Genomic DNA, 21,817 nt, shown 5'->3' with positions numbered 1-21,817 from the left:
CGGTGGGGCGGGTGCTCTCGTCCCACACGCGGGCGTCGGTGAGCCGTACGCCGTCGCCCGGGGCGCCGTCCGGTCCGGCGGAGGCGCGGGTGACGTCCGGTCCGGCGGAGAAGTGGGTGCTGGCCGGTCCGGTGGAGGCACTGGTGCTGGCCGGTCCGGCGGAGGTGCGGGCGACGCCGGGGTCGGCGGCGCGTTCCGCGGCGACGAGCTCGCGGACGGCGGGGGCGGTCTCGGCGGCGAAGCGCTCGATCTGGCGCGGGTCGCCGGCGAGGAGGGTGAAGACGCTGATGCCGTGGGTGAGGGCGAGCTCGGCGAGCTGGGCGGGAGGGAGCTCCTCGCCGAGGTTGAGCAGGCGGCGGATGTCGCGGGGCGAGCGGCCGGCCTCCTCGGCGGCCTCGTCGATGACGGCGTTGCCTTCGGCGATCTTGCCGGCGGTCCGGAGATGGGGGAGCGAGGGGAGCCAGCCGTCGGCCAGCCGGCCGGTGAGGCGGAGCATGCGCGGTTTGTACGCGCCGAGCCAGATGCCGATGTCGTGGGCCGGGCGCGGCCCTCGTTGCAGCCCCTCGACCTGGTGGTGCCGGCCGTCGAAGCGGATGCGGCCCGGGGCGTCGGCGTCCCATGCCGCGCGGACGATCCGGATGCCCTCCTCCAGCGCGTCGACGGCCTGGCCGGGGGTCAGGCGGGGCGCGCCCATGGAGGCGATGGCGTCCCAGTAGCCGCCGGTGCCGAGGGCGAGCTCGAAGCGCCCGTGGCTGAGCAGGTCGAGGCTGGCGGCGGCCTGGGCGAGCATGGCCGGCGGGCGCAGCGGCAGCGGGTGCACGTTGCCTGCCAGGCGGATGGTGCCGGTGGCGGCGGCCACGTACGCGAGCAGCGTCCAGGTGTCGAGGAGGGCGGGCTGGTAGGGGTGGTCCTGGAAGGTGACCAGGTCGAGCCCGGCGCGTTCGGCCAGCTGGGCGGTGGCCACGACGGCGTCCGCGTGCTGGGCGTGCGGCACGATGTTGGCGCTGAAGAGCAGGTCGTGACCGTAGTCGGGCATGAGGCGGGCTCCCGGGACATTTGGTTGGGGTTGCGAACAGTTGGCTGTACGAAGCAAATTAGTTCGGATTGCCAACCACTGTCAATTAGACTCGTGCCGTGGTCATGACGAGACAGCCCGTGCTGGGGTTCACCGACGCGCTCGTGCGCCTGGCGCACCTGGTGCAGCAGGTGTTCGTCGAGGTCGGCAAGGAGCACGACCTGACGCCGCAGCAGGCCCAGCTGCTGTGCCTGCTGGTGGAAGGGCCCGTGGGGATGACAGACCTGACCCGCAGCCTCCACCTGGAGAAGTCGAGCCTGACCGGGCTCGTCGACCGGGCGGCCAGGCGCGGTCTGGTCGTGCGCACGCGCGACGCCCGCGACCGGCGGGCCTGCCGGATCGAGCTGAGCGGCGACGGCCGCCGGGTCGCGGTGCTCGCGCACGAGGAGGTCGCCCGGCGCCTGGAGGCGCTGGCGGCGGAGCTGCCGGAGGAGCATAAGGAGCTGCTGGTCTCGGCCGTCGCCGGCATGCTGTCCGCACGCGGCCCTCAGGGCGGCGGCTCCGACAGGTGAACGGGCACGTCAGGTGAAGACCTCGGAGAGGAACGCCGTCAGGGCCGCGGTCACCTCCGCGGGCCGCTCCAGCGGGGGCAGATGACCCGTGTCCGGCAGGTCGAGGCGGCGGGCCCCGGGGATGCCCGCCGCGAGCAGGCCGGACACCTCCTGGATGCCGGGCACGTCCGACAGGCCGTTGACCACCAGGGTGGGCGCGGTGATCTCGCGCAGGCGGGTGGCCGCGGGCGGGTCGAGGTGGCGTTCGGCCGACCTGGGGCCGGTCCACGACCGTTCGAACACCAGCCGGCACATCTCCACCGCCGCCGCCCACACCTCGTCGGAGAGGGCATCACGGCCGCGGCCGGGGCCGGCGACCTGCCACAGCGTGTGGGCCTCGGCCATCGCGCGCACGTCGGCGGGATCGACGTGGCCGGCGTCGCCGGCGCGGTAGCGGGCCAGCCGGTCGGGCGGCACCGAGCGGTGCACGCGGTCGCGGGCCTGATCGAGCATCTCCTGCGGCCACCGGTGACCGGCCAGGCCCGAGCTGATCAGGGCGAGCGCGGCGACCCGGTCGGGGGCGGCGAGCGCGGCCTCCGTGGCGTACGCGCCGCCCATCGAGCAGCCGATCAGGGCCGCCCGCTCGATCTTCAGGGCGTCCATGACGGCGAGCAGGTCCTCGTGGTGGCAGACCTCACCCTCGGCGTCGCCGGACCGGCCGTGGCCGCGCCAGTCGTAGCGGATCACGCGGTGGCGCCGCGACAGCGCCGCGAACTGGTGGTCCCACATGCGCATGTCGGCCACCCCCGCGTGCGCCAGCACCACGGTGCCCGCCGGCTCCTCGGGGCCGGCTTCCTCGCAGGCGATCTCGACGCCGCCGATCGTCACCATGCCGGGGACGCTACCGCGGGACGGCCGAGGGAGCGCGGCCGTTCGCCGTGGGCGCAGCCGCGGAACGGTTCTTCAGGGGGACGCCCATCCCCCTGAAGGGGGAGCCCCGGCGGCGGCCCCGGCGGCAGAGTCGGCGCCATGAGAATCGTGATGGCGGGCATCGCATGGACGGGCCTGTACGTGGCGTCGAAGGTCATCTACGCCATGGAGGGCGAGCTGGGCGTCACCGGCGGGCCACAGGTGTCGCCGGACAGCTACCTCGCCTACGGACCCGGCGAGGTGGCGCTGGCGCAGTGGGGCAACGTGGCGGCCGGGGCGGTGATCATCGCGATCCTGCTGGCGGGGCGGATCCGGTTCACGGGGCGCCTGCCGTACCTGGTCGTGCTCTGGGCGCACGGGGTCTGCACGGCGGTCGCCGCCGTGGGCGCGGCGGGGATGACGGGTGGGGCGCTGCTGACCGACCGCGGCGGGGCGGTCTTCGGCGCTTACTGCGCCGTGTGGGCGGTCCTGCTGTTCCTGGCCACGCGTGACATGCGCCGCGGGCACCACGCGCGGCGGCCGCTCGGGGAGCACCGGGCGAAAAGCGGTGGCCGCGCCCCGGCCCGCTATCAGAAGATCGGAGACGTCCAGGAACGGTGACACCGGATGGAGAGGGGTCCGTATGCGCACCTGCATGGCCACCGCCGCCGCTCCGAGGCGAGGGCTCGAGACGCCTCCCTGACGGGGACCTGCCATCGGACCGCCGCGCAGGCGGTGTGATGCGGCAGATCCCCCACGGGCACACGGCCGCCGGACCCACTCCGGCGCATGAGGCTCCTCGCCCGGAGCGGTCGCACGCGCACACGACCGTTTCCCTTCCTTCCGAGGAGCTCTTTTGCGTGCCCTCTCCTCCGCGCGTCTCGGCGCGGACTTCACCAGACTCTGGACCGCCTCCGCGGTCTCCAACATCGGCGACGGCATCACCATGGCCGCCGGGCCGCTGCTCGTCGCCTCCCTCACGGACGACCCGGCGCTCGTCGCCGGCGCCGCCTTCGCCCAGCAACTGCCGTGGCTGCTCTTCGCGCTGATCAGCGGCGCGTACGCGGACCGGCTCGACCGGCGCAAGCTCATCGTCGCCGTCAACTTGCTGCGCGCCCTCGTGCTCGGCGCGCTGGCCGTCTCCGTGGCCACGGGCACGACCGGCATCCCCGCCGTCTACCTGGCGTTCTTCCTGCTCGGCACGGGTGAGACGCTCGCCGACACGGCCACGGCGGCGATGGTGCCCGCCATCGTGGCGCCCGAGCGGCTCGCCGCCGCCAACGCGCGGCTGATGGCCACCTTCACCGTCGCCAACCAGTTCCTGGCCAAGCCCCTCGGCGCGGGGTTGTTCGCCGTCGCGGCGGCGCTGCCGTTCGGGGTGGACGCGGTGTCGTTCGCGGTCGCGGCCGCGCTGGTGGCCACCGTACGGCCGGTGCCCGCACGGCCGCGGGACGGCGCCGGCGGGTTGCGCACCGAGATCGCGGCCGGGCTGCGGTGGTTGTGGCGCCACCGCCTGATGCGCACGCTCGCGCTGAGCATGGGACTGGCCAACATCGTGTTCTGCGCGGCGTTCGCGGTCTTCGTGCTGTACGCGCGCCACCGGCTGCGGCTGGACGAGGTGGGCTACGGGCTGCTGCTCACCACGTTCGGCGTCGGCGGGCTGACCGGCACGGCGCTTGCGGTGCGGCTGCGGGCCAGGTTCGGCGCGACGGCCCTGCTGCGGGCCGGGCTGCTCATCGAGGCCGGCACCCACGCCGCGCTGGCCGCCACGACCGTCCCGCTGGTCGCGGCCGCGGTGCTGGTCGTGTTCGGGATCCACACCATGGTGTGGGGCGTGGTGGCGACGACGTTGCGGCAGCAGGCCGTGCCCGCCCGCCTGATGGGCCGGGTGAGCGGGGCCGGCGCGCTGATCGACGTCGGGGGCGCGGCACTCGGGTCGCTCCTGGGCGGGCTGCTGGCCAGGACCACGACGATCACGGCGCCGTACTGGCTGGCCGCCGCCGTCATGACCGCCATCGCCGCAGCCGCCTGGCGGCCGCTCGCCGAGGCGAGGACCTCGTGAGGCGCGCGGTCGCCGGGGCGGGGGCGCGGTGAACGCGTCCGTGCTTCCCGGCGAGCTCAGAGCCGCGCTCGACCGGGAGCTCGCCCGTCACCCGGCCCACGACCTGGCGGACGCGGCGGCGCGGCTCACCGAGCGTTACCGCGCGGGCGCCGCCACCGGCGGCGTGCACCTGCGCGGCGAGGCCGACGTCGCCGCCTACGCCGCGGTTCGCATGCCCGCCACCTACGCCGCCACCGCCGCCGCCCTGCACCGGGCGGCGGTGCCGGGCTTCCTGCCCCGCACGCACCTCGACGCCGGCGGCGGCACCGGGGCGGCCATCTGGGCGGCGGCCACGACCTGGCCGTCCATCGAGGAGGTCACCGTCATCGAACGCGACCCGCACGCCATCGGCCTGGGCCGCCGCCTGGCCCGCGCCTCGCCGGCGCTGAGCGGTGCCACGTGGCGGCGGGCGTCCGTCCGGCCGGGTCTCGACCGGCCCGCGGCCGACCTGGTCACCATGACGTACGCCCTGGGCGAGCTCCCCCCGGGAGACCGCCCCCGGGCCGTGCACTGGCTGGCCGCGGACGCCGCCATGGTGGTCATCGTCGAGCCCGGCACCCCGGCCGGGTACGCCACCATCGCCACCGCCCGGGAAATCCTGACCGGGCGCGGCATGACCATCGTCGCCCCCTGCCCCCACGACGGCCCCTGCCCGATCCGGCGGGGCGAGGACTGGTGCCACTTCTCCGTCCGGCTGCCGAGGAGCGCGCTGCACCGCAGGGTCAAGGCGGGCACCCTCGGCTTCGAGGACGAGAAGTTCTCCTACGTGGCCGCCACGGCATCGGGATGGCCCCGGGCCGGCGCCAGGGTCCTGCGTCATCCGCGCAGGCGCAAGGGCATGGTGTCCCTGCGGGTGTGCACGGACGAGGACGAGGTCCGCGACGTGACCGTGTCCAGACGGCAGGGCGGGCTCTACCGGCTGGCCAGGGACACCGGCTGGGGCGACGCCTGGCCGCGTGCCGGTGAGGACGGAGGTGAGACGCGCTAGGAGGCGGGGAGCGGCGGAGGGCTGGACCCGCCGTTCCCCGCCGCCCCCGCCCGCGTGCGGGGGAGAGGCCGGTCACACTCGTGGCGCCGATGTCACACTCGCGGGGCGTACGGGCTCTATGCCTGTGACAGTCGCCAGCCGCGCCGGGAGGAACGCCTGATGTCCGACGAGCAGGCCACGCAGGTCTTCATCGACCACCGCGAGCTGCTGTTCTCCATTGTCTACAACATGCTCGGCAGCGTCGCCGACACGGAGGACGTGTTGCAGGAGACGTGGCTGTCCTGGGCCCGGCGGAGCGCGCCGTCCGCCGGTGAGCAGGTCGCCAGCCCGCGCGCCTACCTGGTGCGGATCGCGGTCAACGCGGCGCTGGCCCGCCAGGCGAGCATCAGCAGGCGGCGCGAGGAGTACGTCGGGCCGTGGCTGCCCGAGCCGCTCGTCACCGAGCGTGAGGACGCGGCCGAGCCCGCCGTGCGGGCCGAGTCGGTGTCGATGGCCCTGTTCGTGGTGCTCCAGTCGCTCACCCCGCTCGAACGCGTCGTGTTCCTGCTGCACGAGGTGTTCGGTTACGCCCACACCGAGATCGCCGGGATCCTCGGCCGTACGCCGGCGGCCGTCCGCCAGCTCGCCCACCGCGCCCGCGGGCACGTCCACGCCCGCCGTCCCCGCTACGACGTCGACCCCGGGGTGCGGCGCAGGGCCACCGAGAGGTTCCTGGCGGCGGTGTTCGGCGGCGATCTGGCGGCGCTGCTGCGGCTGCTGGCCCCCGACGTGACGCTGTGGTCGGACGGAGGAGGCAAGGCGCCCGCGCCCGCCCGCCTGCGTCCCGTCCACGGCCGCGACAAGGTGGCCAGGCTCCTGGCCACCGGCCCCGGGCGCGTACCGGAGGGTCTGGACGTGCGCTACCGGGAGATCAACGGCGACCCGTCGGCCGTGCTGTTCGACGGCGACGCGCCGTTCGGCATGATGGTGCTGGACCTGACCCCCGACGGCGAGCAGGTGGCCGGCATCTACGCCGTCACCAACCCCGACAAGCTGGTGCGGATCGCCGACGGAAATCAGGAAAGATCCGATACCGACCGTCCGGGCACGCCATCCTGGGAGGGTGCAGACGACTGACCTCCTTCACGCCTTTTACGCCCGGCGCCTGCGCCGGCAGGTCATGGCGGGCCCGCTCCCCGGCCACGTCGGCCTGATCATGGACGGTAACCGGCGCTGGGCCAAGCAGAAGGGCCTGGCGCATCCGGGCCTCGGCCACAAAGCCGGCGCCGAGCACATCGCCGACGTCCTGTCGTGGTGCGAGGGTCTGGGCATCAAGCATCTGACCGTGTTCCTCTGCTCGACGGAGAACCTCCAGCGCCGCGGCGACGAGGAGGTGACGTCGCTGCTGGGCGTGATCGAGCGCATGGTGGCCGACCGGCTCGACCGGCCCGACGCCCGCTGGCAGGTCCACGTCGCCGGGATGCTCGACATGCTGCCCGACACCACGGCCCGCGCTCTCAAGAGCGCCGTCGAGGCGACCAGCACGTGCGCCACCGGCTTCCACCTCACCCTCGCCATCGGGTACGGCGGCCGCCAGGAGGTCGTCGACGCCCTGCGCGAGCTGCTGTACGAGCGGGCCGAGTCGGGGCAGTCCATGGTGGAGCTGGCCTCGACGCTGACCGTCGACGACATCACCCCGCACCTGTACACCGCCGGGCAGCCCGACCCCGACCTGGTGATCCGTACCAGCGGCGAGCAGCGGATGTCGAACTTCCTGCTCTGGCAGTCGGCCTACTCCGAGCTGTACTTCTGCGAGGCGTACTGGCCCGCCTTCCGCGAGATCGACTTCCTGCGCGCGCTGCGGAGCTTCGCGGCGCGGCAGCGGCGTTACGGCGGATGAAAACCGGTTGCCCGGAGCGCTCGGGAATGCTGAGGTGTCCGGATGAATCATGACGAGGTGCTGGCCCTGTTCGACCGGCGGCTGCGGCGGGAGGCCCGCCCCGAAGGGCCGGGGCAGCGGGTCGAGCGGGCGGGCGACGTGGTGCGCCAGACCGGCCCCGCGCACGGCTGGAACGGCGTGCTGTGGTCCGGCCTCGACGAGGAGGGCGCGGACGCGGCCATCGCCGAGCAGGTGCGGCACTTCGGGTCGCTGGGGCTGCCGTTCGAATGGAAGCTGTACGCCCACGACCGCCCCGCCGACCTCGGCGACCGCCTGCTGGCCGCCGGGTTCACCGCCGAGGCGGAGGAGACGGTCATGGTGGCCGAGTCCGCCGCGATCGCGGCAGGCCCGGCCGCCGGGCCGGAGGGCGTGCGCCTGGTCCCGGTGACCGGCGCCGACGGCGTGGAGCTCATGGCCGGCGTGCACGAGCGCGCGTTCGGCCTCGCCGGGGAGCGCAACGGCGACCACTTCAGGCAGCAGCTCCTCGACGGGCTCGCGGCCGGCACGCTCAACGCCGTGCTCGCCATGGCCGGCGACGTGCCCGTCAGCGCGGCCCGGCTGGACCTGTATCCCGGCACCGGCTTCGCCGGCCTGTGGGGCGGCGGCACCGTGCCCGGATGGCGCGGGCGGGGCGTCTACCGCGCGCTGGTCGCCTGGCGGGCCCGCCAGGCGGTCGCGTGCGGCCACCCCTACCTGCAGGTGGACGCGTCCAGCCAGAGCCGGCCCATCCTGGAGCGGCTCGGGTTCGCTCCGCTCACCACGACGACGCCGTACACGCATCCTTGAGTAGGGTGGGTGAGCCGCTCCCATCACCTGCGAGGAGACCTGCAGTTGCCCGGAACGAACCCGCGCGAGCTCGGCCTGCTGGCCGACTGCGAGAGCTGCTTCGGGCTGTGCTGCGTGGCGCTGCCGTTCTCTGCCTCGGCCGACTTCGCCGCCGACAAGGACGCCGGGCAGCCCTGCGGCCATCTGCGCGACGACTTCCGCTGCTCCATCCACGACCGGCTCAGGCAGAGCGGCTTCGCCGGCTGCACGGTCTTCGACTGCTTCGGGGCGGGGCAGAAGGTCTCGCAGGTCACGTTCGAGGGCACGAGCTGGCGGGAGGCGCCGGGCACGGCCCGGCGGATGTACTCCGTGTTCCCGGTCATGCGGCAGCTGCACGAGCTGCTGTGGTATCTGGCGGAGGCGCTGGCGCTCGACGCCGCCCGGCCCGTGCACGCGGAGCTGGCCGAGGCCCTCGCCGCGACCGAGCGCCTCACCCTGCGAAGCGCCGGTGAGCTGGAGAAGGTCGACGTCGAGGCGGAGCGGGTGCGCGTCAACACGCTGCTGCTGCGGGTCAGCGAGCTGGTCAGGGCGGGGCGTGCCGGCAAGGATCACCGGGGAGCCGACCTGATCGGGGCCCGCCTGAGCGGCGCCGACCTGCGCGCGGCCAGCCTGCGCGGGGCGTACTTGATCGGGGCCGACCTGAGGGGGGCCGACCTGCGCCAGGCCGACCTCATCGGGGCCGATCTGCGCGGGGCCGACCTGTCGGGAGCCGACCTCGACGGCGCCCTCTTCCTCACCCAGCCCCAGATCGACTCCGCCAGTGGCGACGGGGCGACCCGCCTGCCCGCCGCGCTCACCCGCCCTGCGCACTGGTCCGCCCCGCAGGAGCGGCCGTCCCGGACCCGCGCCAGGGGCGGGGGAAGGGCGCGCGGCGCCGGTCGCCGCCGCTGACACCGCCCCGCCCCGCTCACGCGCGCCCGGTCGTCGTCAACGATCGCGGTCCCGCTCGCGCGCGCCCGGTCGTTCGGCAACGCCCGTGGTCCTGCTGACGCGTCCGGTCGTCCGTCGACGTCAGCGGTCCCGCTGACGCGTCCGGCTCGTCACGGGCGGCCGGTGTCCCGCCGGCGCTCAGGTGGGGCCGGTCGTGTCGCCGAGGGACTCCAGCAGATCGCGCAGCGTGTCGGCGAGGTCGTCGCGCCGCTCCTTCGGCAGCACGGCGAGCACACGCTGCTCCGTCTCGATGTGGTGCGGCAGCACCTGGTCGATCAGCGCGCGCCCCTCGTCCGTGAGGGTCACGTGGACGCCGCGCCCGTCCAGGTCGCTCGGCGTACGGGTCACCAGGCCGCGCGCCTCCAGGCGGTCGAGCCGCTGCGTGATGGCCCCCGAGGTGACCATGGACGCGCGCATCAGCTCGGCGGGCGTCAGCCGGTGCGGGGGATCGCTGCGGCGCAGCGTGGCCAGCACGTCGAACGAGGCCGGGTCGAGCCCGTGGGCGTCGAAGGTGCGGCGCAGCTCCACGGTGATCAGCCGCGACAGCCGCGACAGCCGGCCGATGACCGCCATCGGGGAGACGTCCAGGTCGGGACGCTGGGCGGCCCACTGCTTGAGCACGAGGTCGACGTGATCTGCCACTCCTCCAGCCTAGCGATGTCTTAGCGGTGAGGTACATCACATAGGCACGTATCTTAGTGATGAGCTACTTTGTCTTAGTGCTAAGGAATCGAACGGGAATCGTGCTGCTGACCGCGTTGACCCCCTCCATCTGGGGGACCACCTACCTGGTCACCACCGAGTTGCTGCCGCCGGACCGGCCCCTGCTGGCGGCGCTGATCCGGGCCCTGCTCGCCGGGCTGCTCCTCCTGGCGATCACCAGGCGCCTGCCGAAGGGGATCTGGTGGTGGCGCTCGCTGGTGCTGGGGGCGCTGAACATCGGGGTGTTCTTCGCGCTGCTGTTCGTGGGCGCGTACCGGCTGCCCGGCGGGGTGGCCGCGACTGTCGGGGCCGTCCAGCCCCTGCTCGTCGCGCTGCTGTCGGCCGGGCTGCTCGCCGAGCGCCTGTCCCTCCGCACCGCGCTTGCGGCCGTGGCGGGCGTGGCGGGGGTCGGCCTGCTCGTGCTGCGCGCCGACGCGCGCCTCGACGCGCTCGGCGTCGCCGCGGCCATCGGCGGCGCCGCCGTCATGGCCACCGGGGTCGTGCTGAGCAAGCGGTGGCGGTCGCCCGCGCCGCTGCTGGCCACCACCGGCTGGCAGCTCGTCGCCGGCGGCCTGCTGCTGCTCCCCGTGGCCGCGCTCGTCGAAGGGTCGCCCCCGCCCGCGCTCACGACCGCCAACCTCGCCGGGTACGCCTATCTCGCCGTCATCGGCTCCGCCTTCGCCTACGCCCTGTGGTTCTGGGGCCTGGGACGGCTGTCGGCCACCCAGGTGACGTTCCTCGGCCTGCTCAGCCCCGTGGTCGCCACCGCGCTCGGCTGGCTGGTGCTCGGCCAGCGTCTCACCGCCGCCCAGGCGTTCGGCGCGGTCGTCGTCCTGGCCGCGCTCGTCGCCGCCCAGCTCCGCCCCGCCCGGCCGCGGCCGGCGCGAGCCGTGCTCGCGGGAGAGGAATCCTGACCGTCATGCGCATCACCCTCTTCGGCGCCGCCGGCGCCGTCGGCAGCAGGACGCTGGCCGAGGCGCTGTCGCGCGGCCACGACGTCACCGCCGCCGTCCGCGACCCCGCCCGCCTGCCGCCGCTCCCCGGCGTGCAGGTCCGCCGCGGCGACGCGTCGGACGTCGGCGATGTCGCCGCGTTGAGCGCCGGGCAGGATCTCGTCATCAGCGCCACCCGCCCCGCGCCCGGCCGCGAGCACGACCTGGTGGCCACCGCCGAGTCCCTGCTGGCCGGGGTCTCGGCCACCGGCGTGCGGCTGCTGCTCGTCGGCGGCGCGGCCGGGCTGACCGTGCCCGGCACCGGAGGGCTCACCGTCGTCGACACCCCCGACTTCCCGCCCTCGTGGCGGCCCATCGCGCTGGCCTGCGACGCCCAGCTCGCCGCCTGCCGCGCGGCGCCGCGCGCCGACTGGACCTACCTGAGCCCGCCGGCGCTGCTGGAGCCGGGCGAGCGCACCGGGCGCTACCGGCTCGGCGCCGACGAGCTGCTGGTCGACGCGGACGGCCGGTCGGTGATCTCCATGGAGGACCTCGCCGTGGCGCTCCTCGACGAGGCCGAGCGCCCCCGGCATCGCCGGTGCAGGTTCACGGTGGCGTACTGACCCCGCGGCTCCATGGCGGGCCGCCGTTAGAGTCGTGGACCACGCCCCGGATCGCGCTGAGGAGAGCCGCATGACCATCGCCGCGTACACCGTGACCGACCCCATCGCCGAGCACGGGGAGGGGCCCGTGTGGTCCAGCCGCTGGGGCGGGCTGCGCTGGGTCGACATGCTCGCCGGTGACGTGCTCGCGCTGGACGCCGACGGAGGGGTACGCCGCCGGCATGCCGGGGCGCTCGCCGCCGTCGTACGGCCCCGCGTCTCCGGGGGTTACGTGGTCGCGGCCGAGCGCGAGCTGCTCCTGTCCGACTCCGACGACCTCGACGCCCCGCTGCGTTCCCTGGGGGAGGCGTGGACCGACCCCGCCATCCGGATGAACGAGGGCGGCTGCGACCCCGACGGCCGTTTCTACATCGGCAGCATGGCCTACGACGCCACCCCCGGGCGCGGTTCGTTCTACATGGCCGGGCCGGGCGGGGAGCTGCGCGTGGTGCTGCCCGAGGTGACGATCTCCAACGGATTCGACTTCAGCCCCGATGGGAGCCTGGCCTACTACGCCGACACCGGGACCGGCCGCGTGGACGTGCTCGACTACACCCCGGACGGCGGGCTGAGCGGGCGGCGGCCGTTCGCCGTCATCGACCCGGCCCAGGGCGCGCCCGACGGGCTGACCGTGGACGCCGAGGGCGGGGTGTGGGTGGCGCTCTGGCAGGGCGGGGCCGTGCACAGGTACGACGCGGGCGGCCGGCTCGACGCGGTCGTCACCCTGCCCGTACGGAAGGTGACGGCAGTGGCGTTCGGCGGCGACGGCCTTGACCGGCTGTTCGTCACGACCTCCGCGCTCGACGTCGACAGGGGCGAGCAGCCGGCCGCGGGCGCCCTCTTCGCCGCCGACCCCGGCGTGCGCGGTCGCCCGGTCCTGCCCGCCGATCTCTGATCCTCCGGTTTGCGTAACCATCCCTTTCTAGGCTAAAACCTAGGAGGCATAGGTTAACGGAGTGGAGGTGGCCATGGCGCGTGCCGGACTGACCGCCGACCGGGTGACGGAGGCGGCGGCCGACCTGGCCGACGTGGTCGGGTTCGACAACATCACGCTGTCCGCGCTGGCGCGCGGCTTCGGCGTCGCCGACGCGAGCCTCTACTCCCACGTCAGGAACATGCGCGACCTGCGCACCCGCGTGGCGGTGCGCGCCGCGGGCGAGCTCGCCGACCGCCTCGCGACGGCCACGGCGGGCCGGGCGGGCAAGGAGTCGCTGGCCGGGTTCGCCAACGCGTGGCGCGACTTCGCGCGCGACTGTCCCGGCCGCTACCAGGCCACCCAGATGGCCGTGGATCCCGAGGTCGTCGCCGGCTCCTCGGGCCATCAGCGGATCATGGCCATCACGTACGCCCACCTGGGCGCGTACGGGCTGCCGGAGCCCGACCTGACCGACGCCATCCGCCTGTTGCGCAGCACGTACCAGGGGTTCTTCGCCATCGAGGCGAGCAGCGGGTTCGGCCATCCGCGCGACCTCCAGGCCTCGTGGGAGAAGATTCTCGACGCGCTCGACAGCGCGCTCACCCACTGGCGCGTGTCCTCCTAGCGCCATCCCGTACGCAAGGAAAGAAGCATGAAACCGATCACCGAGCCCGACCTGCGCGCCTGCTTCGTCAACTGCTCCAAAGGCGAGGCGCGGCGGCTCGCCGTGCCGCGCGGCCTGGCCGGGCACCCGTGGCCCGACCTCGACTTCCTGGGCTGGCGCGACCCGGGGGCGCCCGAGCGCGCCTACCTGGTCGCCGAGCGCGGCGGCGACCTGGTCGGCGTCACCTTGCGCCTGGCCCAGGACGTGCGCAGGAGCTTCGCCAAGTCCACCCTGTGCTCGGTCTGCGTGACGCCGCACGCCGGCACCGGCGTCGCCCTGTTCACCGCGCCGAGGGTCGGCGCCGCCGGCCGCCAGGGCAACACGGTCGGCGCCTACATGTGCGCCGACCTGGACTGTTCGCTCTACGTACGCGACAGGAAGCGCACCGAGCTCGGCACCCGCTTCGAGTCGCTGACGGTCGAGGAGCGCATCGCGCGGGCCGCCGCCAACCTGGACGCCTTCCTCGCCAAGGTGCTGGACGGCAGCGTGTCGTGACGTTGGCGGGGGCGGCGTCCAGCTCTCGCCGGCGGACGGGAAGGGCCGCCCGCGGCCTCGGCCGGCTTCGCCCCGCGGCCACCGTCGCCACATGAGCGGGCGGTGCGCGGTGAGGCGCCGGCGTGAACGTCGCCCATGGCTTGGACCGCACGTCCGTGCCCTCCGGTTCCCTCGGCGAACGAGTTTCCCGAGTTCGCGACCGAATCGCTCACGTTGCCGCGCGCCCTCTGATCGAGATACCGTCACCATCCAGATGCCTCCATCATGTGAAAGGGATGTGGAGTGGTGATGACCGAGATCCCCCGGATCGACCTGACCGACCCCGCGGTGCTGGGAAACCCGCTCACCGCGTTCTCCCAGGTGCGCGAGGAGTCGCCCGTGGTGCGGCTGGCCGCGCCCGGTTTCGGCCCGTTCTGGGCCGTGACGCGGCACGCGGAGGCCAGGGCGATGCTCAGCGACCCGCGCCTGGGGACCAGCGCGGACAGCTACCTGCAGTTCGACGTGCCCGAGCACTGCCGGCCGTACATGCGGACCATGTCCGTGCTGAACGGCTCCGAACACTCCCGGCTGCGCCGGCTGGTCGCGCCCGCGTTCACGCCGCGCAGGGCCGCCGCGTTCGGGCCCCGCATGGAGCGGATCGCCGACCGCCTCCTCGACGAGCTGCCCGGGCACGCCGCGAAGGCCGAGGACGGCGCCGTCGACCTGCTGGCGCACTTCGCGCGACCCCTGCCGATCGAGGTGATCTGCGAGCTGGTCGGCATCCCCGCAGCCGACCGCCCCCGCTGGCGCGAGTACGGCGCCGCCGTCGCCGCCGGGCACGGCCAGGGCCTGCGGGACGCCATCCCGCGCATCATGGAGGGCGCCACGGCGGCCGTCGCCCGGGGCATCGCCGAGCCCGGCGACGACCTGGTCTCCGACCTCGCCCGCGTCATGGAGGAGGACGGCGACCGGCTCAGCGGGGTCGAGCTGGTCACCATGGTCTGGCAGCTGGTCCTGGCCGGCCAGACGCCCACCAACCTCATAGCCAACGCCGTGGTCACCCTGCTCGGCCACCCCGAGCAGCTCGCCGCCCTGCGCGCCGACCCGGAGCTCATGCCGCGCGCCGTCGAGGAGCTGATGCGCTGGTGCGGCCCGCAGCTGCTGACGATCCCGCGTTTCCCCGCCGAGGACGTCGAGATCGGCGGCGTGCTCATCCCCAAGGGAGAGCCCGTCACCGCCGCGATCGCCGCCGCCAACCGTGACCCCCGCGTGTTCGACGATCCCGGCACGTTCGACATCCGGCGGGAGGCGTCCGGTCACCTGGGGTTCGCGCACGGACCGCACTTCTGCGTCGGCGCCTCGCTGGCCCGGGTGCAGACGGGCGCCGCGCTCGGCGCGCTGCTACGCCGCTTCCCTGACCTGGCGCTCGCCGGCGACGCCGCGTACACCCCCGATCCGGGCACGCTGCGCCTGGCGACCCTGCCCGTGACGCCGCGCCCCAACGGCTGAGGCGCCCGGTGACCCGCGCAGGCAGGCGCGAGGACCCGCTGGGCTGCTCGTTCTGCGGCAAGCGGCAGGACGAGGTGCGCAAGCTCATCGCGGGCCCGCCGTCCGTGCACATCTGCGACGCGTGCGTGACCGTCTGCACCGAACTCCTCGCCGACGAACGCGCGGACGGCGGCGAAGCCGCCACCGGCTTCCCCAAACTCCGGGAAATCCACGCGTTCCTTGATCGGTACGTGATCGGCCAGGAACCGGCCAAGAAGGCGCTCGCGGTCGCGGTGCGCAACCACTACAAGCGCCTGCGCGCGCCGGCCGGGGCGGAGCCCGTCGAGCTCGGCAAGTCCAACGTGCTGCTGGCCGGCCCCACCGGCAGCGGCAAGACGTACCTGGTGCGCACGCTCGCCCGAATGCTCGACGTGCCCTTCGCGATCGTCGACGCCACCGCGCTCACCGAGGCCGGCTACGTCGGAGACGACGTCGAGAACGTGCTGCTCACGCTCATCCGGGCGGCCGGCGACGACCTCGGCCGCGCCGCGACCGGCATCGTCTACATCGACGAGATCGACAAGATCGCCCGCAAGGGCGAGAACCCGTCGATCACCCGCGACGTCTCCGGCGAGGGCGTCCAGCAGGCCCTACTGAAGATCATCGAAGGCACGGTCGCGTCCGTCCCGCCGCAGGGCGGCAGGAAGCACCCGCACCAGGACTTCCTCCGCCTCGACACGACCGACGTGCTCTTCATCGCCGGCGGCGCGTTCCCCGGCCTGGAGGAGATCGTCGAGCGGCGGGTCGCCCGCGGGCGCTCGGGGTTCGGCGCCACGCCACCCCGCGCGGACGAGGACGTCCTGTCCCGGCTCATGCCGCAGGATCTGGTGGCGTACGGGCTGATCCCCGAACTCGTCGGCCGGCTCCCCGTGGTGACGACGCTGCGGCCGCTCGACCGCGCGGCGCTGACACGGATGCTCACCGAGCCGCGCAACGCGCTGATCAGGCAGTACCGCAGGCTGTTCGAACTCGACGGGGTGGAGCTCGAATTCGAGGAGGACGCCGTGGCCGCCGTCGCCGAGCAGGCGCTGCTGCGCCGCACCGGCGCCAGGGCCGCCCGGGCGATCCTCGAAGAAGTGCTGCTCAACGTGATGTACGAGGTGCCGAGCCGGGACGACGTGGCCCGCGTCGTGGTCACCCGCGACACGGTCCTCGCCAATGTCAACCCGACCCTCGTGCCGCGGGGCCGCCACGGCGGTGAACGGCGCGAGAAGTCCGCCTGACCGCCGTTCAGGCCCGGGCGGGTGGGTTGTCCGCGCCGTCGAAGATGCGGCAGATCGGCACCGTGGGCGGCCCGGCGGTCCCCGCGTACGGCTCGCTGTCGTCGCGCGGCTCGTAGCCGAGTTTCCTGGCCGAGGCGAGGTCCCAGTGCCGCCGGGTGTTGGCCGACATGCCGAAGTGCACGCTCCACCCGGGACCGGCCGTCAGCGCCGCCAGCAGCAGCGCCCCCGCGTCACGACCGGACAGCCACATGCCCAGATACCTCGCCTCGTCCAGCGGGTAGCCGGTCGAGCCGAGCCGCAGGCAGACCACAGAAGCACCGGTCAGCTCCGCGTGCAGCCGGCCGAGGTTCTCCGTGATGACCTTGCTGAGCCCGTACGCGCAGCAGGGCCGCGGTTCCCACGCCGGATCCACCGGACGGTGCTCCGGCCGGTTGTACTCGCCCATGGCGTGCACCGTGCTGGCCAGCACCACCCGCGGCACGCCCTGTACGGCGGCGGCGTCGAGCACGCGGCGGGTGAGCGCCACGTTGGCGCGGTAGACCTCCTCCCAATCAGCGTGCGGCCGGGGGTCGCCCGCGAGGTGGACCAGCCCGGACGCCCCGGCCAGCGCCCGCTCGGCCACCCCCGGCTCGGCCAGGTCCGCCACCAGGGACTCCTCGCCGGGCAGGGTCGCCCCGGCCACCCGGTCGACGACGCGCAGCCGGTGCTCCGCGCGCAGCGCGGGCCGCACCAAGCTGCCCACCCGCCCGAAACCACCAGTGATCACCACAGGTCCCATGCCATGTCCCCGTTCCGCTCTCCACCTCGAATTTAGGCCGATGATCGGGGGACGGACAGGACCTTTGCGACAGGGATCTGCTAGCGTGACCATCCCCCAACGGACCGGCCAGGGAGGTGAGACCCATTACCGCTGTGACAGGCTGGGTGCTCCCCTTCTCGGCCAGGCGGACCACCGGGATCAGGTGACCGCGGGAGCGCCCATCGGCATCCCGGAAGGCTTCCATGTCTGTTTTCTCGTCACCCGTCCAGACCGCTGAGATCGTCACGACGCTGCGCGCCGCAGGATGCGTGTTCGCCGAGGACGAGGCGGAATTGCTCGTCTCCACCGCGTCAACCCCCGAAGCACTGGCCGCCATGGTCGCCAGGAGGGTCGCCGGCGAGCCACTCGAACACGTGCTGGGCTGGGCGGAGTTCTGCGGCCTGCGCGTCGTGGTCGAGCCCGGGGTGTTCGTGCCCCGGCCGCGCACGGAGTTCCTCGTCCGCCGGGCCGTCGCGCTGGCCCGCGCGGCCGCCGTCCCGCCCGTGATCCTCGACCTGTGCTGCGGCACGGGCGCGATGGGGGCAGCGGTGCTCGCCGGGCTCAGCGGCGCCGGGGGAGACGGCGCTGGGGAAGGTGGGGCGGAGTTGCACGCCGCCGACCTCGACCCGGTCGCCGTGCGCTGTGCCCGGCGCAACCTTCCGGGCGCGCATGTCTACGAGGGCGACCTGTTCGAGCCGCTGCCCTCCTCACTGCGCGGCGGGGTCGGCCTCCTCATCGTCAGCCCGCCGTACGTGCCGTCGGGGTCGATCGGCCTGCTGCCGTCCGAGGCCAGGCTGCACGAGCCGCTGATGGCGCTCGACGGAGGCGGCGACGGGCTCGACATCGTCCGGCGGGTGATCGCCGAGGCGCCGCGGTGGCTCGCGCCGGGCGGCCACTTGCTGATCGAGACCAGCGAACGCCAGGCGGAGGCAACCGCCGCGGCCGTGGCAGGCGCCGGGCTGCGCGCCCGTGCCGAGCGCTCGGAGGAATTGGACGCCACCGCAGTAATCGGCACCCGCCCTTAGCGACCGGCGGCAGCGACCGGTGGTCGCGAACGGCGGCAGCGACCCGTGGTAGTGACCGGCGGCAGCGAACGGCGGCAGCGAACGGCGGCAGCGAACGGCGGCAGTGACCGGTGGTAGCGACCGTGACCGGTTAGCGTGACCGGTCACGGTCGCTGGCGTGGGAGGGCGGGGAGCCTGCCGGTGAGAGCGTGGCGAGCTCCAGTGAAGGATCGACGCGTCAACGGGTCGGTGATTGCCGTCTCAGGCGCCGCTCTGCCGGAGGGCGGGTCACAGGCGCAGACCGTCGTGGCCGGGTCCAGGCGGGGGGCCGGTCGCGTGGCGCGGCCGGGGTCTAACCCGGTGCGGCGGTGGAGGCTGGCGGTAACGCCGGCGTGCTGGATGCCTCGGCCGCAGATGTCACAGCTCATGTACGCCGGGATCGGGGTGGACGCGGGCGCTCCGCGACGGCATCGTGCATCTCATTATGCTTCCCGGTATTTCCTATTTCACAAGGAAAGTCCCGACGTGGGCACCAGAAAGAGGGGATTCCCCATTTTCTGGTGCGACGTGCGAGTTTGGCGTCCGTGGACTTCTCTGGTGATCCGCGATTTCATGTCCTCCGTCGATTTCGCTCGACGGCCGGTGAAATTACGGGGGATCATATGGGTCGTTCGCGGAAAATAATGGAAATAACCATCGCGTTCGCGATGGTGGTGAGCGCCGCACCGCCTGCGGCAGCCAGAAGCGCGCCGCCGGAGTCCGTCCGGATCACGCGCTTCCTGGGCGAGCAGCGGGTGCCGCACCTGGTGCAGTTCGCGGGAACCACCGTGGGCGGTCTGTCCGGCATCGACCGCGACCCCCGCACCGACACGTGGTATTTCATCTCCGACGACCGCTGGCGCTACAACCCCGCCCGCTTCTACACCGGGCGGCTCGACATCGACCGCCGGTCGGGGGCGTTCCACGGGGTGCGCCTGACGGGGGTCACGACGATGCTCCGGGCCGACGGGACACCGTACCCGGCCTACGGCAGGGCGGCGTCGGCCGACCCGGAGTCCATCAGGTACGACCGGTGGAGCCGGCGGCTGCTCTGGGGCGACGAAGGGGACCGACCGGACACCCGAAATCCCGATATTCCGGTTTCGTCCCCGGCGGTGCGTTCGATGGACCTCCGCGGCCGCCACACGAGCGCTCTGCCACTGCCGAGCAACCTGCAACTCACGACCGCCGAGACCGGGCCGCGACGCAATTCCGGTTTCGAAGGCCTGGCCGTGTCCAGGCGTACGATCACCGCCGTGACCGAGGGCCCGCGCTACGAGGACGGGCAGCCGCCGACGGCCGAGCGCGGCGCGCCCGCACGGCTGACCGTATGGAGCCGCCAGGGCACCCTGAGCGCGCAGTACGTCTACCCGCTCGACCCGCTGCCCGCCGCGCCCGTCCCGCCCACGGGGCAGTCGGACACCGGCGTGTCCGAGCTGCTGCCCGTCGACGAGTCCCGCTACCTGGCGCTGGAGCGCTCCTGGGTCGAGGGCACCGGCTACCGCGCGAAGCTCTACGAGATCAACCTGCGCGGCGCCACCAACGTGCTGAACACGGCCGCACTGGCGAGCGGGGGATCGTACCGCGCGGTGACCAAGCGCCTGGTCTTCGACCTCGGCACCTTCCGGCCCCCGGTGCAGAACTGGGAGAGCCTGGCCTGGGGGCCGCGCCTGGCCGGCGGCGAGTGCACGCTCGTGATCGCCTCCGACGACAACTTCGACGAACGCGAGTCGACCAACTTCCTGGTGTTCGGCGCGACAGGCTGCCGCTGACCCACGCGATGCCGGCGCGTGCTGCCGACCGCCCGGGTCCCACGGTTGAGCCGCCGCCTGAGCGTGGGAGGCGGCTCAACCCTCCGGAGCAGCGACCGTGTGGCGCCGAGACCGGGCACCAAGGCCGGGGGCTGGGCGCCAAGGCTGGGCGCCGAGGCTGGGTACCAAGGCCGGGGGCTGGGCGCCAAAGCCGGACGCCGAGGCGTCTGGGCCGGGGCGTCTGGGCCGGGCGTCAGGAGCGCACGCGGGAACCGTCGTCGGCGGTCAGCTGGCCCATCGGGGCGGTGCCGCCGGGCTCGCGGCGCAGCGACCGGCCGTAGGCGGCAGCGCGGTCGCGGAGCGGGAGATGCTCCGTGCAAGGCTCCCCTGCGAGGTTGCCGAGGTGGATGTCCTCCTGCTCCCGGGTAGCTGTGCGGGAAAGGGACAGGGGCAGGGACGGGCCGGACGGGAGGGCGGCGATGAGCGGACCGATCGTGGTCGGGATCGACGGGGCGGACCGGGCCTGGACCGCGCTGACGTGGGCCGCGAACGACGCCGCGCGGCGCGGGAGGTCGTTGCGGATCGTGCACGTCCGCGAGCCATGGCAGCCCGAGCGGCCGCTGGCGGGCACGAGCCTGACGCTGAGCGAGCGCTGCGAGGCGCTGCTTTCTGACGCCGTCGAGCGGGTACGCGCCGTCGCGCCCGAGGTGGAGACGACGGCCGTGCTGATCACCGGCGCGGTGGTCGAGCGGCTGCGCGCCGAGGGCGCCGACGCCGACAGCTTGTTGCTGGGCAGCAGGGGACGGGGCGCGATCGCCGGGCTGATGCTGGGCTCCACCGGGTTCGCGCTGGCCGGGCACGTACGCTGCCCCGTGGTGATCGTGCACGAGCCGCCCGGGCCTGAACGCGGCGAGGTCGTGGTGGGCTACGACGGGTCCGCCGACGCCGACGCGGCCCTGGCGTACGCGCTGGAGCAGGCGAACGCGCGCGGTGCGCGGGTCCGGGTCGTGTACGGCCGCCAGGTGTCCGTGCTGGCGCCCCACCCGGTGGGGTACGGGCCGCTGCCGGGGGCCGGGTTCGGCCAGGAACTGAAGGCGGCGATGGCGCCGTGGCGGGAGATGTACCCGGACGTGCCGATCGAGGACTCCTTCGTCGACCGGCACCCGGTTCCCGCGCTGGTGCGCGCCTCCAGCGGCGCCGACCTGGCGGTGGTCGGGTCGCGCGGGCTGAGCAGGCTCACCGCGACGCTTCTCGGCACGGTGAGCCACGGCGTGCTCCAGCGGGCCCACTGCCCGGTCGCCGTCGTACGCGCCCCCTGGCGTCCGTCGTCATGGCCGCCCGATCGTGACGGTGCCTGAACGTGACGGTGCCTGAACGTGACGGTGCCTGAACGTGACGGTGCCTGAACGTGACGGTGCCTGAACGTGACGGTGCCTGAACGTGACGGTGCTTGAACGTGGTGACCCGGACCTTGTGACCGCCCGGCAGGCGGGCCCGCGGAGAGCCTCGCGCGGCGGCGCGAACGGGAAGCCGTCGTGGCTACACGCCGTGGATACGGCGGCCCGTGACCTGCTGCAGGGCGATGCGGACGTAGAGCAGCCGCTCGCCGCCCGCCCACGGGGTGACACCGGAGCCTGCCGCGTCCGCCACCTCCTCGGCCGGCACGTGGTGGGCGGGCCCCTGCACCAGGACGCTCCAGCCCTCACGGTTGACCTCGTCGATCCGGTCGATCTCGAAGGCGATCATGATGTCGACCCCCTTCACGCCGCTGCGCAGGTCATCGTCCATGGCGCCGCCGGCCGCGGTGCGGAAGACGATGTCGCCGTTGTGCAGCTTGTAGTTGACTGGCAGCACCGTCGGCCCGTG

General features: G+C 73.9%; 23 protein-coding genes. 18 read left to right on the top strand and 5 right to left on the bottom strand.

Annotated features, from left to right (window positions below; translation table 11 throughout):
* The coding region (locus E1292_RS40590) for an LLM class flavin-dependent oxidoreductase (protein WP_132604233.1) at positions 1-1,036 on the bottom strand (1,036 nt) is incomplete at its 3' end.
* A 104-nt stretch (positions 1,037-1,140) separates the two neighbouring features.
* Between E1292_RS40590 and E1292_RS40585 the strand changes: the two genes are divergently transcribed.
* Positions 1,141-1,587, top strand: a complete 447-nt coding sequence (locus E1292_RS40585; RefSeq protein ID WP_132604245.1) for a MarR family winged helix-turn-helix transcriptional regulator — start codon at positions 1,141-1,143, stop codon at positions 1,585-1,587.
* 9 nt (positions 1,588-1,596) lie between these two features.
* Here the strand turns inward: E1292_RS40585 and E1292_RS40580 are convergent, their stop codons facing one another.
* Positions 1,597-2,457 (bottom strand): alpha/beta fold hydrolase, encoded by an 861-nt coding sequence (locus E1292_RS40580; protein WP_132604230.1) that lies wholly within the window; start codon positions 2,455-2,457, stop codon positions 1,597-1,599.
* A gap of 138 nt (positions 2,458-2,595) precedes the next feature.
* Here E1292_RS40580 and E1292_RS40575 point away from each other — a divergent pair, with 138 nt between their 5' ends.
* From E1292_RS40575 to E1292_RS40545, 7 genes are all read left to right on the top strand, one after another.
* Entirely contained in the window at positions 2,596-3,096 is a 501-nt protein-coding gene (locus E1292_RS40575; RefSeq protein WP_132604227.1) for a hypothetical protein, read from the top strand.
* A 235-nt stretch (positions 3,097-3,331) separates the two neighbouring features.
* Positions 3,332-4,537, top strand: coding sequence for an MFS transporter (locus E1292_RS40570; RefSeq protein WP_132604224.1), 1,206 nt, complete (start codon positions 3,332-3,334; stop codon positions 4,535-4,537).
* Between the two features lie 28 nt (positions 4,538-4,565).
* The gene (locus E1292_RS40565; protein ID WP_246090673.1) at positions 4,566-5,564 is read left to right on the top strand and encodes a small ribosomal subunit Rsm22 family protein; all 999 of its coding nucleotides are present in this window, start codon (positions 4,566-4,568) and stop codon (positions 5,562-5,564) included.
* A gap of 159 nt (positions 5,565-5,723) precedes the next feature.
* Complete coding sequence (gene sigJ / locus E1292_RS40560) at positions 5,724-6,680, top strand: RNA polymerase sigma factor SigJ (RefSeq protein ID WP_132604221.1); 957 nt, start codon at positions 5,724-5,726, stop codon at positions 6,678-6,680.
* 43 nt (positions 6,681-6,723) lie between these two features.
* A complete protein-coding gene (gene uppS / locus E1292_RS40555; protein ID WP_132604239.1) occupies positions 6,724-7,443 on the top strand; it encodes a polyprenyl diphosphate synthase in 720 nt (239 codons plus the stop codon).
* Between the two features lie 42 nt (positions 7,444-7,485).
* Positions 7,486-8,268 carry a GNAT family N-acetyltransferase gene (locus E1292_RS40550; protein WP_132604218.1) on the top strand — a complete coding sequence of 261 codons (783 nt, stop codon included), beginning with the start codon at positions 7,486-7,488 and terminating at the stop codon, positions 8,266-8,268.
* Between the two features lie 114 nt (positions 8,269-8,382).
* Positions 8,383-9,198 carry a pentapeptide repeat-containing protein gene (locus E1292_RS40545; RefSeq protein ID WP_220447305.1) on the top strand — a complete coding sequence of 272 codons (816 nt, stop codon included), beginning with the start codon at positions 8,383-8,385 and terminating at the stop codon, positions 9,196-9,198.
* Between the two features lie 177 nt (positions 9,199-9,375).
* On the opposite strand, the gene E1292_RS40540 is transcribed toward E1292_RS40545, so the two are convergent.
* Positions 9,376-9,879: a MarR family winged helix-turn-helix transcriptional regulator gene (locus E1292_RS40540; protein WP_132604215.1), complete on the bottom strand. Its 504-nt coding sequence runs from the start codon at positions 9,877-9,879 to the stop codon at positions 9,376-9,378.
* 77 nt (positions 9,880-9,956) lie between these two features.
* On the opposite strand from E1292_RS40540, the gene E1292_RS40535 reads away from it, so the two are divergent.
* From E1292_RS40535 to clpX, 7 genes are all read left to right on the top strand, one after another.
* Entirely contained in the window at positions 9,957-10,853 is an 897-nt protein-coding gene (locus E1292_RS40535; RefSeq protein WP_246090672.1) for an EamA family transporter, read from the top strand.
* A gap of 5 nt (positions 10,854-10,858) precedes the next feature.
* Positions 10,859-11,494, top strand: a complete 636-nt coding sequence (locus E1292_RS40530) for an NAD(P)-dependent oxidoreductase (protein ID WP_132604209.1) — start codon at positions 10,859-10,861, stop codon at positions 11,492-11,494.
* A gap of 70 nt (positions 11,495-11,564) precedes the next feature.
* On the top strand, positions 11,565-12,428 hold the full coding sequence (locus E1292_RS40525; protein ID WP_132604206.1) for an SMP-30/gluconolactonase/LRE family protein: 864 nt from the start codon (positions 11,565-11,567) through the stop codon (positions 12,426-12,428).
* A gap of 73 nt (positions 12,429-12,501) precedes the next feature.
* Complete coding sequence (locus E1292_RS40520; RefSeq protein WP_132604203.1) at positions 12,502-13,074, top strand: TetR/AcrR family transcriptional regulator; 573 nt, start codon at positions 12,502-12,504, stop codon at positions 13,072-13,074.
* 27 nt (positions 13,075-13,101) lie between these two features.
* The gene (locus E1292_RS40515) at positions 13,102-13,608 is read left to right on the top strand and encodes an FBP domain-containing protein (protein WP_132604200.1); all 507 of its coding nucleotides are present in this window, start codon (positions 13,102-13,104) and stop codon (positions 13,606-13,608) included.
* Positions 13,609-13,896: 288 nt separating this feature from the next.
* On the top strand, positions 13,897-15,096 hold the full coding sequence (locus E1292_RS40510) for a cytochrome P450 family protein (RefSeq protein ID WP_132604197.1): 1,200 nt from the start codon (positions 13,897-13,899) through the stop codon (positions 15,094-15,096).
* An 8-nt stretch (positions 15,097-15,104) separates the two neighbouring features.
* Positions 15,105-16,358: an ATP-dependent Clp protease ATP-binding subunit ClpX gene (clpX, locus tag E1292_RS40505; protein WP_132604194.1), complete on the top strand. Its 1,254-nt coding sequence runs from the start codon at positions 15,105-15,107 to the stop codon at positions 16,356-16,358.
* Between the two features lie 7 nt (positions 16,359-16,365).
* Here clpX and E1292_RS40500 read toward each other — a convergent pair whose 3' ends face one another.
* Complete coding sequence (locus E1292_RS40500) at positions 16,366-17,136, bottom strand: NAD-dependent epimerase/dehydratase family protein (RefSeq protein WP_165974996.1); 771 nt, start codon at positions 17,134-17,136, stop codon at positions 16,366-16,368.
* 224 nt (positions 17,137-17,360) lie between these two features.
* Here E1292_RS40500 and E1292_RS40495 point away from each other — a divergent pair, with 224 nt between their 5' ends.
* The 3 genes from E1292_RS40495 (at position 17,361) to E1292_RS40485 (ending at position 21,309) form a co-directional block, all read left to right on the top strand.
* Positions 17,361-18,182: a putative protein N(5)-glutamine methyltransferase gene (locus E1292_RS40495; RefSeq protein WP_132604188.1), complete on the top strand. Its 822-nt coding sequence runs from the start codon at positions 17,361-17,363 to the stop codon at positions 18,180-18,182.
* Between the two features lie 662 nt (positions 18,183-18,844).
* Positions 18,845-19,972 (top strand): esterase-like activity of phytase family protein, encoded by a 1,128-nt coding sequence (locus E1292_RS40490; protein ID WP_132604184.1) that lies wholly within the window; start codon positions 18,845-18,847, stop codon positions 19,970-19,972.
* Positions 19,973-20,430: 458 nt separating this feature from the next.
* On the top strand, positions 20,431-21,309 hold the full coding sequence (locus E1292_RS40485) for a universal stress protein (protein WP_132604181.1): 879 nt from the start codon (positions 20,431-20,433) through the stop codon (positions 21,307-21,309).
* A gap of 181 nt (positions 21,310-21,490) precedes the next feature.
* Here E1292_RS40485 and E1292_RS40480 read toward each other — a convergent pair.
* Positions 21,491-21,817, bottom strand: a 327-nt coding sequence (locus E1292_RS40480; protein WP_132604178.1) for a pyridoxamine 5'-phosphate oxidase family protein, incomplete at its 5' end; no start/stop codon positions are given.

Source organism: Nonomuraea deserti (assembly GCF_004348685.1).
Lineage (GTDB): Bacteria > Actinomycetota > Actinomycetes > Streptosporangiales > Streptosporangiaceae > Nonomuraea > Nonomuraea deserti.
This window is presented reverse-complemented; position numbering and strand designations above follow the sequence as displayed.

What these genes read in the sequence shown, in the direction of transcription:
- E1292_RS40495 (WP_132604188.1), top strand. Translation starts at nt 17,361, where the DNA reads ATGTCTGTTTTCTCGTCACCCGTCCAGACCGCTGAGATCGTCACGACG.
- sigJ (WP_132604221.1), top strand. Translation starts at nt 5,724, where the DNA reads ATGTCCGACGAGCAGGCCACGCAGGTCTTCATCGACCACCGCGAGCTG.
- E1292_RS40490 (WP_132604184.1), top strand. Translation starts at nt 18,845, where the DNA reads ATGGAAATAACCATCGCGTTCGCGATGGTGGTGAGCGCCGCACCGCCT.
- E1292_RS40550 (WP_132604218.1), top strand. Translation starts at nt 7,486, where the DNA reads ATGAATCATGACGAGGTGCTGGCCCTGTTCGACCGGCGGCTGCGGCGG.
- E1292_RS40520 (WP_132604203.1), top strand. Translation starts at nt 12,502, where the DNA reads ATGGCGCGTGCCGGACTGACCGCCGACCGGGTGACGGAGGCGGCGGCC.
- E1292_RS40575 (WP_132604227.1), top strand. Translation starts at nt 2,596, where the DNA reads ATGAGAATCGTGATGGCGGGCATCGCATGGACGGGCCTGTACGTGGCG.
- uppS (WP_132604239.1), top strand. Translation starts at nt 6,724, where the DNA reads ATGGCGGGCCCGCTCCCCGGCCACGTCGGCCTGATCATGGACGGTAAC.
- E1292_RS40510 (WP_132604197.1), top strand. Translation starts at nt 13,897, where the DNA reads ATGACCGAGATCCCCCGGATCGACCTGACCGACCCCGCGGTGCTGGGA.
- E1292_RS40530 (WP_132604209.1), top strand. Translation starts at nt 10,859, where the DNA reads ATGCGCATCACCCTCTTCGGCGCCGCCGGCGCCGTCGGCAGCAGGACG.
- E1292_RS40485 (WP_132604181.1), top strand. Translation starts at nt 20,431, where the DNA reads ATGAGCGGACCGATCGTGGTCGGGATCGACGGGGCGGACCGGGCCTGG.
- E1292_RS40580 (WP_132604230.1), bottom strand. Translation starts at nt 2,457, where the DNA reads ATGGTGACGATCGGCGGCGTCGAGATCGCCTGCGAGGAAGCCGGCCCC.
- E1292_RS40500 (WP_165974996.1), bottom strand. Translation starts at nt 17,136, where the DNA reads ATGGGACCTGTGGTGATCACTGGTGGTTTCGGGCGGGTGGGCAGCTTG.
- E1292_RS40525 (WP_132604206.1), top strand. Translation starts at nt 11,565, where the DNA reads ATGACCATCGCCGCGTACACCGTGACCGACCCCATCGCCGAGCACGGG.
- E1292_RS40515 (WP_132604200.1), top strand. Translation starts at nt 13,102, where the DNA reads ATGAAACCGATCACCGAGCCCGACCTGCGCGCCTGCTTCGTCAACTGC.
- E1292_RS40585 (WP_132604245.1), top strand. Translation starts at nt 1,141, where the DNA reads ATGACGAGACAGCCCGTGCTGGGGTTCACCGACGCGCTCGTGCGCCTG.